Below are 12681 nucleotides of genomic sequence, written 5' to 3'. Positions count from 1 at the left end.
TTTTAAGGAGCGCATTCATGGCTGTTGGTCTTGGTCCTTTGCCCACATTGCACCCGGTTGCAGGTTTTGAACTCGGTATCGCTTCGGCCGGCATCAAGCGCCCGGGGCGCAAGGATGTGGTAGTGATGCGCTGTGCCGAAGGCTCGACCGTCGCCGGTGTGTTCACCCTCAACGCGTTCTGCGCCGCGCCAGTGATCCTGGCCAAGCAGCGCGTTGCCGGCACGATCCGTTACCTGCTGACCAACACCGGCAATGCCAACGCCGGCACCGGCGAGCCAGGCCTGGTGGCGGCCGCGCGCACCTGCGCCAAGCTGGCCCAGTTGACCGGCGTCGACGCCAGCCAAGTGCTGCCGTACTCCACTGGCGTGATCGGTGAACCGCTGCCCGTCGAGAAAATCGAAGGCGCATTGCAAGCCGCGCTGGACGACCTGTCTGTGGATAACTGGGCCGCGGCAGCAACCGGCATCATGACCACGGATACCCTGCCCAAGGGCGCCAGCCGCCAGTTCGTGCACGATGGCGTGACCGTCACCGTGACCGGTATCAGCAAGGGCGCGGGCATGATCCGTCCGAACATGGCCACCATGCTCGGCTACATCGCCACCGACGCCAAAGTCTCCCGCGACGTGCTGCACAGCCTGATCCTCGACGGCGCCAACAAGTCGTTCAACCGCATCACCATCGATGGCGACACCTCGACCAACGACTGCTGCATGCTGATCGCCACCGGCCAGGCCAACCTGCCGGAAATCACCGAGGCCAGCGGTCCGTTGTTCGCGGCGTTGAAGCAGGCCGTATTCGAAGTGTGCATGGACGTCGCCCAGGCCATCGTGCGTGACGGCGAGGGCGCCACCAAGTTCGTTACCGTTGAAGTGAATGGCGGCGGCAATCACCAGGAATGCCTGGACGTTGGCTATACCGTGGCGCATTCGCCGCTGATCAAGACGGCACTGTTTGCCTCTGACCCGAACTGGGGCCGTATCCTGGCCGCTGTGGGCCGTGCCGGCGTGCCGGACCTGGACGTGAGCAAGATCGACGTGTTCCTCGGTGACGTGTGCATCGCCAGCCGTGGCGCCCGCGCCGAGACCTACACCGAAGCCCAGGGCTCGGCGGTGATGCAGCAGGAAGAAATCACCATCCGCATCGAGCTGGGTCGCGGCGCGTGCAGCGAAACCATCTGGACCACCGACCTGTCCCACGAGTACGTAAAGATCAACGCGGAATACCGTACCTAAGAGGATAAGCACGGTGAAACGAGTGCATGTAGCAGCCGCGGTTATCCGCGGTGTCGACGGCAGGATCCTGCTGGCGCGCCGCGCCGATACCCAGCATCAGGGCGGCCTCTGGGAGTTTCCCGGCGGCAAGGTGGAGGCCGATGAGTCGGTTGAAACCGCACTGTCCCGCGAATTGCAGGAAGAGCTGGGCATCCAGGTCACCACGGCGCGGCCGCTGATCAAGGTGCAGCATGATTACCCGGACAAACAGGTGTTGCTGGATGTCTGGGAAGTCTCGGCGTTTACCGGCGAGCCGCACGGAGTCGAGGGGCAACCGTTGGAGTGGGTGGCACCTCGGGACCTGCTTAACTATGAGTTCCCGGCGGCTAATGCGCCGATCGTTGCGGCGGCGCGCTTGCCTGCCGAGTACCTGATCACCCCTGGCGAACTGGAAACCCCGACGTTACTGCGGGGTATCCAGAAAGCTATAGCCGGCGGCATCAAGCTGGTGCAATTGCGTGCGCCCAATGGCTACGACCCTAAATACCGTGACCTGGCGGTGGACGCAGTAGGCCTGTGCGCCGGCAAGGCTCAGTTGATGCTCAAGGGACCGTTCGAGTGGCTGGGGGATTTTCCTTCGGCCGGTTGGCACATGACCTCGGCACAACTGCGTAAATACGCGAGCAAAGGTCGACCGCTTCCTAAAGACCGTTGGTTGGCGGCGTCTTGCCACAACGCAGAGGAGCTGGCACTGGCGGAAATGATGGACGTGGATTTCGTCACGCTGTCGCCGGTGCAGCCGACCCAGACTCACCCCGATGCACAGCCATTGGGATGGGAGCAGGCGGCAGAGTTGATCAGTGGGTTCAGCAAGCCCGTATTTCTGCTAGGCGGGGTTGGGCCCGCCGAGCGGGAACAGGCTTGGGAGGCTGGGGCTCAGGGTGTGGCGGGGATTCGCGCTTTCTGGCCGCAGGTTTGACGCGGACACTGTGGTGAGCGGGCTTGCCCGCGCTGGGCTGCGGAGCAGCCCCAAAACAGACAGCGTGTTGTGTCTGAGTCTGTGCGGCGGCCTTATTTGGGCTGCTTCGCAGCCCAGCGCGGGGCAAGCCCGCTCACTACAGGTTTGGCGTTTTCATAAGGCTAGTGTGGCTTAGCGGCCGCCTGCCACAAAACTTCCGCCACGCCCTGGCGCTTGGCAATCACCCGCGCCGCCACAAACAGCAGATCCGACAGCCGATTGATGTACGCCAGCTCCACGCCTTCCAACGACTCAACCGCATTCAACTGCTGACACCGCCGCTCCGCACTGCGCGCCAGGCTTCGGCATACATGGGCTTGTGCGATCAACGCCGAGCCACCGGGCAGGATGAAGTTCTCCAGCGGTCCCACTTCCTCATTCCAACGATCGATCGCCGCTTCCAGTCGATCCACTTCCGCAGCGTTCAACGCTTTGTACACCGGCATTGCCAGCTCCCCCCCCAGATCGAACAAACGATGCTGGCAAGGCGTAAGCACCTCGATCACATCCCTTAACTCCGGATGCTTGCCACTCTGTTCTTCGAGGCTGGCCAGCAACAAACCCAACTGGCTGTTCAGCGTATCCACCTCACCAATTGCCTCCACCCGTGGGTGGTCCTTAGGCACGCGGCGGCCATCGCCCAGGCCGGTTTCACCCTTGTCGCCGGTGCGGGTGTAGATTTTCGACAGGCGAAAGCCCATGGTCAGTGCTCCAGTTGATTCAATTCATAAGGAGGAATTTGGCTGCCGGCCAATGGCAGGCGCAGGGTGAAACAGGTGCCCTGGCCCAGGGTGGAGTGCACTTCCATCTGGCCCTTGTGGTTGTTGGTGATGATGAAATACGACACCGACAACCCAAGCCCGGTGCCCTGGCCGATTTCCTTGGTGGTGAAGAACGGCTCGAAGGTGCGCTTGCGCACGTTTTCGCTCATGCCGATGCCGTTATCTTCCACCTGGATCTCCGCCCATGGCGGGTTGAGGCGCGTGCGCAGGATGATGCGTCCCGGTTCGCTGTCGTCTTCACGCAGGTGAATGGCTTGGGCGGCGTTTTTCAGCAGGTTGAGCAGTACTTGTTCGAGTTCGTTGGCGGTGCCGGGCACCGGGCCGAGTTGAGGGTCGAACTGGCGGATGATTGCCTGGCCCTTGAAGTCGAAGCCGATGGCCAGGTCGAAATCGTTGCCGGCGATTTCCACGGCCTGGTCGATCAGCGCAGGCAGGTCGCATGGAGCCATCTGCCGGTTGCTGCGACGGCTGAAACTGAGCATGTGGGTGACGATCTTCGCCGCCCGCGCCCCGGCCTGCTGGATGCCATCCAGCAACTGCGGCACTTCGCGGCTTTGCAGGTAGTGGTTGACCGTTTCCAGCTCGATGCCAGCCTGTTCCGCATGCTCCAGGTTCTTGGGCAAATCGGGGGACAGGCGGCGGCGGATGTTCTGCACGTTATGCAGTATCGCCCCTAGCGGGTTGTTGATCTCATGGGCCATGCCGGCAGCCAGGCCACCCACGGAAAGCATTTTCTCCGACTGCACCATCATTTCTTCCAGGGACAGGCGCTGGGTGATGTCATCGATACGGATCACCACGCCGCGCCCGGCCCCGCCCATCAGCGGGTAGAAGGTCAGGGCGTAATGCTTGGCTTCGTCGTCCTTGAACCAGGTGACACGCTCGATGCGCTCCACGGTGTGTTGCTCAACCGCCGCCCGGATCTGCGGCAGGTAAGGCTTGAGTGGCTGGAACGCCAGGTAGATCGGCTGGTTGAGGGCTTCGTCCAGGCGTGTGCCGGAGAGGGCGCTGGCCTCCTGGTTCCATTGGGTGACGTAGAGCTGTTCATCCAGGGCGATCAGCGCCGAGGGCATCGAGTCGATGATGCTGTTCAGGTAATTCTGGAAGCCGGTGAGTTTCTTCTCGATCTTGCTGCGAACCTGCACTTCCAGTTCCAGTTTGCGGTTGGTGTGGCGAGTTTCCTCCGCCAGACCCTGAGCCTGGTCATACGCCGCCTGGGAGTCGTCCCGCGCGCGCTTGAGTTGTTGCTCACGGGCTTCGATGCGCGACAGCATGGTGTTGAAGGCTTCGGCCAGGCTGCCGATTTCATCGTGGTTGCCGCGACCGGCGCGCAGGGCGTAGTTCTCTTCGCGGGTGACTTGGCGTGAAAGCTCTTCCAGTTCGTGGATCGGCCGGGTGATCAGCCGTTTGATCTGGCGGGCGATGATCAGCCACAACAGCACGCTGAAAATCAGGATGCCCAGGCTCGCCGTCAACGTGCCGGTATAGAACGCTACGGGCAACTCGCTGCTGGCCACCAACAACAAATGCCCGGACGGCTGGCCTGCGCGGGGGAGTGTAATGACTTGGTTACTGCGAAACTCGGTCACGCGCCAGGCTTCGATGTGCCGATAGTTGTCCGGCAGGTGCAGGCGGTCGCCGTGTTGCATCTGCGCCAGGCGGTTGCCTTCGCCGTCGTACAGGGCGGCGGCGCGCAAGGGCGAATAGCTGGTCAGTTCGTTGAGCAGCGCGTCAGCCTTGGCCGGCGATTCGAGGGCTTCGGCGGCGAGCGCGGGGTTGGACACCAGGCGGCCGATGGCCTGTAAGGCCTGGGGCGCCATGCTTTCCTGGGAGATCCAGTAGGCGGCGCTGATAAAGGTCAGGTTGGCCACCAGTAACACGGTGGTCAACAGCACCAGCAGGGCGGCCAGCAGTTTCTGCCCGACCGGTAGGTTTTCAAGACGCTGGCGCAGCGGCATCAGGGTTTTCCCAGGTGATAGACAGGCGGGCAGGGTAGCGCGTGGCTCAGTCGCGGGGCAATCCGCGTGCAAGCAAGTGCTCCACCAAGCGTACTTGCAGTTGTTGCAGGTGCGGCAGGTTCAGTTGGTGACGAGAGGCCGCCTGGCAAGCATAGCCCAATAGATAGCTGATTTCGGTGCGACGGCCGGCGGTTACGTCCTGATACATGGACGAGTAGTTGGCGGCGGTGGCCTGGATCACCCGTTCCACTTCGTGTTGCAGGTCCTGGGCGGCAGCCGGTTGGCCGCAACACTCCAGCAGTTCGCCGAGTTCGGCGCACAGGGTTGCGACTTCGCAGTGATGGGCTTGCAGTTCTCCGTTACGGCACTGGTACAGCACGGTCAGCGGGTTGATGGCGCAATTGAGCGCCAGCTTGCGCCACAGCCGTGTGAGGATGTCGGTGCTCCAATCGTGGGGGATGCCGGCCGCTTGCAAGTCATCCAGCCAAAGCGGCGGGGTGGGGTGGCTTGCGTCTCCCAGCCAGGTGTAGCCATGGCCGGCAAACACCACACGCCAGTCGCCATCGCGAAACGCGCCTTCGGTACTGGAGGCAAAGATGCAGCGTGCCTGGGGCAGTTGCGCGGCCACAGCATCCTGGCTGCCGAGGCCGTTCTGCAACAGGATCAGTTCGACGTCGGGTGCCAGCCGGTGCTGCAGCTGAGCGACGGCGCCTTGGGCGTCGTAGGCTTTGCACGCCACAAGTAGACGATGAATCGGCTCTGGGCTGTCAGGCGTTTCACCAATCACCGGGTAAGTGTGTTCTATGCCCTGTTCCACCAGGGTCAGCCCCTTGGCTGACTGATAATCGGCCAGGCGCGCAGCATCGCGCAGGATCAACCGCACGGGCACGCCTGCACGCGCCAGACGTGTGGCCCACAGTGTACCCAGGCTGCCGGCGCCGAGAATATGCCAAGTGGTCGACATCAGTTTGTACTCCGAAGGGGCGCCCGCAGCGAACGGGACAAAAGAACCGCTATAATGCCCCGGCATTTTAGCTTGGGCGCGCTCCATCTCTACTGAGCCCGCCCCTTATATTGGAGAAATGACATGCCTTCGTTCGACGTGGTATCCGAACTGGACAAACACGAAGTCACCAACGCCGTCGAGAACGCCGTCAAGGAACTGGACCGTCGCTATGACTTGAAAGGCAAGGGCAGCTTCGAATTCAAGGAAAAAGAGCTGACCGTCAACCTGACCGCTGAAGCCGATTTCCAGCTGGAAGCGATGATCGAGATCCTCAAGCTGTCGCTGGTCAAGCGCAAGATCGACGCGCAATGCCTTGAAATCAAGGACGCCTACGCCTCCGGCAAGCTGATGAAGCAAGAAGCCGTCCTCAAGGAAGGTATCGACAAGGAGCTGGCGAAGAAGATCGTTGCTCACATCAAGGACGCCAAGCTGAAAGTCCAGGCCGCGATCCAGGGTGAGCAGGTTCGCGTCACCGGCAAGAAGCGTGACGACCTGCAAGAGGCCATCGCGGCCCTGCGCGCCAAGACCTTCGACATGCCGCTGCAGTTCAATAACTTCCGCGACTGATGGCACTTTGGGGAACCTGTGGGCGTTTTTGACGTCCCACGCCCCAGAACTTGCGCCGACTATTGAGCCCTACGGGGCTCAATTGCATTTATGGCCACTCAATACGCCGAACATCCGGTAAACAGGAGAATGTAGATGGATTTGAATGCTGAAGTGGATCACCTGATCAAGACCTCAGAGTCTTGGTTACCGATGATCATGGAATACGGCAGCCGGTTTTTGCTGGCGGTGGTCACCCTGGCCATCGGTTGGTGGCTGATCAACGTGTTGACGCACCGGGTGGGGCGTTTGCTGGCATTACGTAATGCTGACCTGGCGCTGCAACACTTCATCACCAGCCTGGCGAACATTGCGCTCAAGGTCATGCTGGTGGTCAACGTGGCCTCGATGATCGGCGTCGCCACCACCTCGTTCGTTGCCGCGATCGGTGCTGCCACCCTGGCCATTGGCCTGGCGTTGCAAGGCAGCCTGGCAAACTTTGCCGGCGGCGTGCTGATTCTGTTGTTCCGCCCGTTCCGCATTGGTGACTGGATCGAAGCCCAAGGCACTTCCGGCACCGTCGACAGCATCCAGATCTTCCACACCGTGCTGCGTACCGGTGACAACAAGACCGTGATCATCCCCAACGGCAGCCTGTCCAACGGTCTCATCACCAACACCAACCGTCAGCCGACCCGCAAAGTGGTGTTTGATGTGGGCGTCGACTATGAAGCCGATCTGCAGAAAGCCCGTGAAGTTTTGCTGGAGCTGGCGAAAGATCCGCGCGTATTGGCAGACCCGGCTGCGGTGGCGGTGGTGTCGACCTTGGGTGACAGTTCGATCACCGTTTCCTTGCGTTGCTGGACCAAGACGGCCGATTACTGGGACGTGGTGTTCATGTTGAACGAACTTGCACGGGACCGCTTGAAAGCGGCGGGGATTGATATTCCGTTTCCACAGCGGGTTATTCGTGTGATGCAGGAAACAGCTGCCAAGTAATCTGGGATCATTCTTGAACTTGGCCGTTAGGTCAGGTTCAAGGTGTAAGCGGTAACCTCGTTAGTTAGCTTGCTAGTTATTCCAGTGCTGAAACATTACAGCCATAAAAAAGCCGCTCCCTTGTTAAACAAGGGAGCGGCTTTTTTTGTTTAAGGCCGAAACCTTAACTCATCGCTGTAATAAAACTGTCAATTACAGGATGTTCAGCGGGTAGTTCGCGATCAAACGCAGTTCGTCGATCGAAGGCGAACCGTAGTACACGCCATCGCCCGAGCGATAAGTGGCTTGACGCAGGCGCAAGCTCAGGTTTTTCGCTGGACCGCTCTGTACCACGTACTTGGCTTCGATATCGCGTTCCCATTCTTTACCGTTCGACGTGGTGCCAGTGTTGGCGCCGCTACCGGTGACATAACGAGTCATGAAGCTAAGACCAGGAATACCAAAGGTCGCCATGTTGATGTCGTAACGCGCCTGGTAGGACTTCTCGCCTTCGGCGTTGAAGTCGGAACGGGCGATGGAGTTGGCCAGGAACACCGTGCCGCCGCCGTCTACACCGTAGCCATAGTCGCCGTCGCCGGTGACTTTCTGGGCTGCCAGGGTGAAGGTGTGAGCACCGATGGTGTAAGCGCCCTGCAAGCTGAACGCACGGTTATCAAGCTTGGTGGTGCCATCTTTCTCTGCGCGTTGCAGGCCGGCACCTTCGCTCTTGGTGTCGTAGATGTTGAAGTCCAGCGCGAAGGACTGATCGTCGCTCAGCGCGTGGGTCCAGTTCAGGTTGCTGTAGTACTTGCGGAAGTAATCTTCGGTCTTCGCGTAGTACAGGCTGCCGGTGAATTCAGGAGTGAACGAGTAGACACCACCGACAAAGTCGGTTTTGGTCAGGCCCAGGCTGTCATGGTAAGTCTGGTTTTGCGCGATGCTGGAAGTGAAGTGACCGCCTTCCAGTTTCAGGCCCTTGATCTCATTGCTGGTGATCGAGATACCTTGTGGCAGCTCTGGCAGCAAGCGGCTGTCGTCCGAGGCGAACACAGGCGCTGTGGTGTACTGGTCGCCAATTTTCAGGACCGTATCGGAAATACGGAACTTAACGGCACCGCCGCCTTTGGAGTAATCGTCTTGCGAACGACCGTCGGAGCCGGTTGGGAACAGACCAGTACCAGCGCGACCCTTGCCGCTGTCAAGCTTGACGCCCAACAGGCCGATCACGTCGACGCCGACGCCGATGGTGCCCTGAGTGAAGCCCGATTCGTACAGGGCGTTGAAGCCCAGACCGGTTTCCTCCGCACGACTTTTCGTGCCTGGGCCCGACGGGTTGTTGCGGAAATCGCGGCTGAAGTACAGGGCGCGAGTGTTGATGCTGAAAGTGCTGTCTTCAACAAAGCCTTTGGAATCGCTTTGGGCGGACGCCATTGCGAACTGCGTAGTGCCTGCTGAAACAGCCAGGGCGATCATGCTCCACTTCATCACGCGCATCGTGATTTGCTCCTTTGGTTTTAGGAAGAGTACTGCCGTCCCACCTATATTTTTGTCTGGGCGGCTCTTTCTTTTTGTGTCGGCGCAAAGTTATATCACGCTGACAATATTGGCGATACTTGCCCAACTTTCCTTTCAGCTTCTTTACGAGCTTGTCGTAGATTGCTATATCCATGTCGCAAATTCACAGCCTCACTGTAACGAGGCTGACAACTTCAATGCTGTTTTCCGACCGTTAAAAGAACGCAAAAAAACGTTACTTTGTTAAGTTTGAAATCTTCCTTGGCGCGCATTGAACCGCTGCTGTTTTTCATCGCGAAACACCTGCTTCCCGTCCGGTGCCGTTGCCGACGATATAGGGATGAATGCAGCAAGCGTGCCCAAACCGTAAATCGAATGTCATTTTTTCGTGAAAAACGTTACCGCTTCGTGAAAACCGCATAAGCACGGGGTTTTTACGCCGATTGGTTTGGCCTTGACGCTCGGGCTCTGTGCCTGTGTTGTGGTGCATAAATCCTGTATCTGGGAAAAACGTTACCCGTTCACCCCATTCAGTGGGTAATCGGCGGATCTCTTTGAGGCGCAATTGGGTCATTTTGGTGCATGGCCTCTGATGCCTCAGTGTTTGGGTGATGGCTCAATGCCTTGTTTTGTGAGGCCTCTGCATCGCGGTTTTCCTCGCAATGTTTTGATCTGTGCTTGGTCAATCGCCGAAGGTTTGGTGGTTGAGCGTAGTCGAAAAAATCGTTTGGATCGAAATGGTGCACTTTTTTTCGCCACGCCTTGCTTGGACGCGTATTGGTCGGCGTGAAGCAATAGCGATTCGCGGGTATGCTGGTGGCCTTGAACCTGACCTGCCGAACGGAGTGCCTGCGGTGTTCGCTTTAGATCAACGCCTTCAACAAGACACACTGGTCATCGGGGATTTCCCCCTGTGCCGCCTGCTGTTGTCCAATGACTCGAACTACCCTTGGTTCATCCTGGTGCCGCGCATCAATGCTATCAGCGAAGTGTTTCAACTGGATGTCGTCGACCAGCAACGCCTGTGGCAGGAAACTACCGCCTTGGCCCAGTTGCTTAATGAAGGTTTGGCCGCCGACAAGATGAACATCGGCGCTCTGGGCAACGTGGTCAGCCAGTTGCACGTGCATGTGATTGTGCGCAAACGTGATGATGCCGCCTGGCCTGCGCCGGTGTGGGGCAAGCATCCTGCGAAGCCTTATACCGATCAGCAAGTGTCAGCCATTCGTGCTCGTCTGCGCGAGCTGCTGCCCGTCGACTTCGTCTTTACCCAGGGTTGAATCATGGATCTGCAAGACCGCGTCAACGATCTGGAAAGTCGCCTGGCCTTCCAGGACGACACCATCGAGACTCTCAATGACATCCTTGTCACCCAGCAGCGCGCCGTCGAACGCCTGCAACTGCAGATGACCGCGTTGCTCAAGCGCCAGGAAGAAATGGGCGGTCAGTTCGAAACGTCCGAAGAAGAAGCGCCGCCGCCTCACTATTAATAGGCGTGCATAAAAAAACCGCGACCCAGCCAGGCTGGGTCGCGGTTTTTTTTGCTACGAAGCTGAGTATCAGCGACGCGGCAGTGCAGCGATCACGTCTTCGGCCTGCAGGCCTTTGTCGCGATTCATGACGGAGAATTCCACACGCTGGCCTTCCACCAGGACGCGATGGCCTTCGCCGCGAATGGCCCGGAAGTGGACGAATATATCGTCGCCCGAATCACGGGAAATAAAGCCGAAGCCTTTGGATGTGTTGAACCACTTGACGGTACCGGTATCCCGATTGGTCATGTCGTAGGTTTGCGACGAGGCCGCAGGGGACGAACGGTAGAAGCTGATGGCCAAGTGAAGAACAATGGCGGCCACAGCAATCACCAGGCTGAGCAGGATGGCCGGGTGGCCGCCGACTTCAGGCATGGGCGCCAGGAGGGTGAGGGTTTGTACGACGACAGTCAGAACTAACAGCGCGCTGACCAGGTTTTGCAGTTGATGACGTGTGCCTTTGTTCCAGTAAGGGATCACCGGTGCCAGCGTCAGGTTAAGAAGGCCGAACAAGGCCAGGTACAGAGCGTCGTGTTGTTCCAGATACGGCAGGCTTTCAGGCTGCAGGCTCGGGATAAAGGACAGCAGCAAAGCTGCAACGCCCGTTAGCAGGTGGACGATTTTCAACATTTTGATTAACTCACGTTAAGACGGATCACAAGGAAGAGCTGACTGGCACGGTTCGCTTCTGAACAATGGGAGGCGTTGGGCACGTGCGCGGGGTATCAGCCTATGCCGCTGCCGCAGAAAATAACGGCGTCGACACGCCGCCTATTTAACAGCAAAGGCTGTGCCTACTCAAATCAAGCATTTCGGGGGGTTGCAAGGGTGACGGCATTTCTGCGTCAAACGCTTGTCCTAGACACGTGCGGGCTTTTCCAGCAGCCTGCTGGGACGTTTCCCACATGGACTGAAGGCTTGGGCCGTGTCGTTCTGGCAGGCCAAGGCGGGACGAATTGCCGCGCCGGGCTGCGCATCACCGGCACACTTGCTAGAGTGGTCCTGCACCGGATCAATGAATGCTTGTCAATTGAAGGGGATAAACATGGCAATCGATATCGGTATCAGTGAAGAAGATCGTAAATCCATCGTCGACGGGCTTTCGCGACTGCTTTCGGATACCTATGTACTGTACCTGAAGACCCACAACTTCCATTGGAACGTCACGGGCCCCATGTTCCGCACGTTGCACCTGATGTTCGAAGAACAGTACAACGAGCTGGCGCTGGCCGTGGACTCCATTGCCGAGCGTATCCGTGCCTTGGGCTTCCCGGCACCGGGTGCCTACTCCATCTACGCCCGTCTTTCTTCCATCAAGGAAGAAGAAGGTGTGCCGAGTGCTGAAGACATGATCAAGCAATTGGTAGAAGGCCAGGAGGCGGTCACTCGCACCGCGCGCGGTATCTTCCCGCTGCTCGACAAGGTCAGCGATGAGCCGACGGCCGACCTGTTGACCCAGCGCATGCAGGTTCACGAAAAAACCGCGTGGATGCTGCGTTCCCTGCTCGAAAATCAGTAAACAACTGGCCTGAGCGGCGCCTTCCCGGCGCCGCTCGCTTGTTTCCGCGCATTTCCTGGCGTTGTCCTACGCCGATCAACTCCGCGTCTTCTGGCTGCCGCACTCTGCCTGCTGTTTTATAGGGTGATTGCCCAATGGGACACCCCATGGGCGGCTGTTTGGCAATGGAGTGTCAGGTGTATGTCACGCGGAGTGGGTAATGGAGTCATGGAAACCGGTGGTTTTCATAAAATAAAGGTCGACCCCTTTGTTAAAGGGTTCGACATGGGACTGGCCAAGCCATTGTCCCGGTCAGTGAGGCTCAACGGGTTTTCCACGTGCCTGCGGCTGGAGCAGATCTATTGGAATATCCTCACGGAAATCGCCAGGATCAATGCCTGTTCGGTCAGTGCGTTGCTGTCCTATGTGGATCGGGAAGTGCACTTGCGTCATGGCGGCGTGAAGAACTTCAGTGGGTTGGTCAGGGTGGTGTGTGTGGTTCACGCCCTGAAAGAGCGTGTTCAACCTTCTTAGCTACCGGGCTTCGGGGTCATGTCCTCCTTTAAGGCGGGCAAGGCCCCTGGGCAGAAAGCCGGCTGCGCTACCTCGATTTACCAGATATAATCCCGCGCTT

13 protein-coding genes are annotated in these 12681 nt (G+C 58.9%); 8 read left to right on the top strand and 5 right to left on the bottom strand.

Annotation, left to right across the window (positions count from 1 at the left end; all coding sequences use genetic code 11):
- The first annotated feature begins 17 nt into the window (after positions 1-17).
- Both argJ and U367_RS0115895 read left to right on the top strand, forming a co-directional pair.
- Entirely contained in the window at positions 18-1235 is a 1218-nt protein-coding gene (gene argJ, locus U367_RS0115900) for a bifunctional glutamate N-acetyltransferase/amino-acid acetyltransferase ArgJ (protein ID WP_028617753.1), read from the top strand.
- A gap of 13 nt (positions 1236-1248) precedes the next feature.
- Positions 1249-2193, top strand: coding sequence for a Nudix family hydrolase (locus U367_RS0115895; protein WP_028617752.1), 945 nt, complete (start codon positions 1249-1251; stop codon positions 2191-2193).
- Between the two features lie 161 nt (positions 2194-2354).
- Here the strand turns inward: U367_RS0115895 and U367_RS0115890 are convergent, their stop codons facing one another.
- Genes U367_RS0115890 through U367_RS0115880 form a run of 3 tightly spaced genes read right to left on the bottom strand, consistent with a single transcriptional unit; the run spans position 2355 to position 5936 of the window.
- A complete protein-coding gene (locus tag U367_RS0115890; RefSeq protein WP_028617751.1) occupies positions 2355-2933 on the bottom strand; it encodes a cob(I)yrinic acid a,c-diamide adenosyltransferase in 579 nt (192 codons plus the stop codon).
- Positions 2934-2935: 2 nt separating this feature from the next.
- The gene (locus tag U367_RS0115885; protein WP_028617750.1) at positions 2936-4972 is read right to left on the bottom strand and encodes a sensor histidine kinase; all 2037 of its coding nucleotides are present in this window, start codon (positions 4970-4972) and stop codon (positions 2936-2938) included.
- Between the two features lie 46 nt (positions 4973-5018).
- Positions 5019-5936, bottom strand: a complete 918-nt coding sequence (locus tag U367_RS0115880; protein WP_028617749.1) for a putative 2-dehydropantoate 2-reductase — start codon at positions 5934-5936, stop codon at positions 5019-5021.
- Between the two features lie 123 nt (positions 5937-6059).
- Between U367_RS0115880 and U367_RS0115875 the strand changes: the two genes are divergently transcribed.
- Together U367_RS0115875 and U367_RS0115870 are read left to right on the top strand one after the other, a co-directional pair.
- On the top strand, positions 6060-6545 hold the full coding sequence (locus U367_RS0115875) for a YajQ family cyclic di-GMP-binding protein (protein WP_003175814.1): 486 nt from the start codon (positions 6060-6062) through the stop codon (positions 6543-6545).
- A 135-nt stretch (positions 6546-6680) separates the two neighbouring features.
- A complete protein-coding gene (locus U367_RS0115870) occupies positions 6681-7523 on the top strand; it encodes a mechanosensitive ion channel family protein (RefSeq protein WP_028617748.1) in 843 nt (280 codons plus the stop codon).
- A 192-nt stretch (positions 7524-7715) separates the two neighbouring features.
- Here U367_RS0115870 and U367_RS0115865 read toward each other — a convergent pair whose 3' ends face one another.
- On the bottom strand, positions 7716-8996 hold the full coding sequence (locus U367_RS0115865) for an OprD family porin (protein ID WP_028617747.1): 1281 nt from the start codon (positions 8994-8996) through the stop codon (positions 7716-7718).
- 875 nt (positions 8997-9871) lie between these two features.
- On the opposite strand from U367_RS0115865, the gene U367_RS0115860 reads away from it, so the two are divergent.
- On the top strand, positions 9872-10297 hold the full coding sequence (locus U367_RS0115860; RefSeq protein ID WP_028617746.1) for an HIT domain-containing protein: 426 nt from the start codon (positions 9872-9874) through the stop codon (positions 10295-10297).
- A 3-nt stretch (positions 10298-10300) separates the two neighbouring features.
- Positions 10301-10507 carry a SlyX family protein gene (locus U367_RS0115855; RefSeq protein ID WP_010208093.1) on the top strand — a complete coding sequence of 69 codons (207 nt, stop codon included), beginning with the start codon at positions 10301-10303 and terminating at the stop codon, positions 10505-10507.
- Positions 10508-10576: 69 nt separating this feature from the next.
- On the opposite strand, the gene U367_RS1000000132590 is transcribed toward U367_RS0115855, so the two are convergent.
- On the bottom strand, positions 10577-11179 hold the full coding sequence (locus tag U367_RS1000000132590) for a cold-shock protein (protein ID WP_016975455.1): 603 nt from the start codon (positions 11177-11179) through the stop codon (positions 10577-10579).
- Positions 11180-11594: 415 nt separating this feature from the next.
- On the opposite strand from U367_RS1000000132590, the gene U367_RS0115845 reads away from it, so the two are divergent.
- Both U367_RS0115845 and U367_RS0115840 read left to right on the top strand, forming a co-directional pair.
- Positions 11595-12068, top strand: a complete 474-nt coding sequence (locus U367_RS0115845; protein WP_028617745.1) for a Dps family protein — start codon at positions 11595-11597, stop codon at positions 12066-12068.
- 180 nt (positions 12069-12248) lie between these two features.
- Entirely contained in the window at positions 12249-12581 is a 333-nt protein-coding gene (locus U367_RS0115840) for a ribbon-helix-helix domain-containing protein (RefSeq protein WP_028617744.1), read from the top strand.
- Positions 12582-12681: the final 100 nt, after the last annotated feature.

Source organism: Pseudomonas canadensis, from assembly GCF_000503215.1.
Classification (GTDB): domain Bacteria; phylum Pseudomonadota; class Gammaproteobacteria; order Pseudomonadales; family Pseudomonadaceae; genus Aquipseudomonas; species Aquipseudomonas canadensis.
This window is presented reverse-complemented; position numbering and strand designations above follow the sequence as displayed.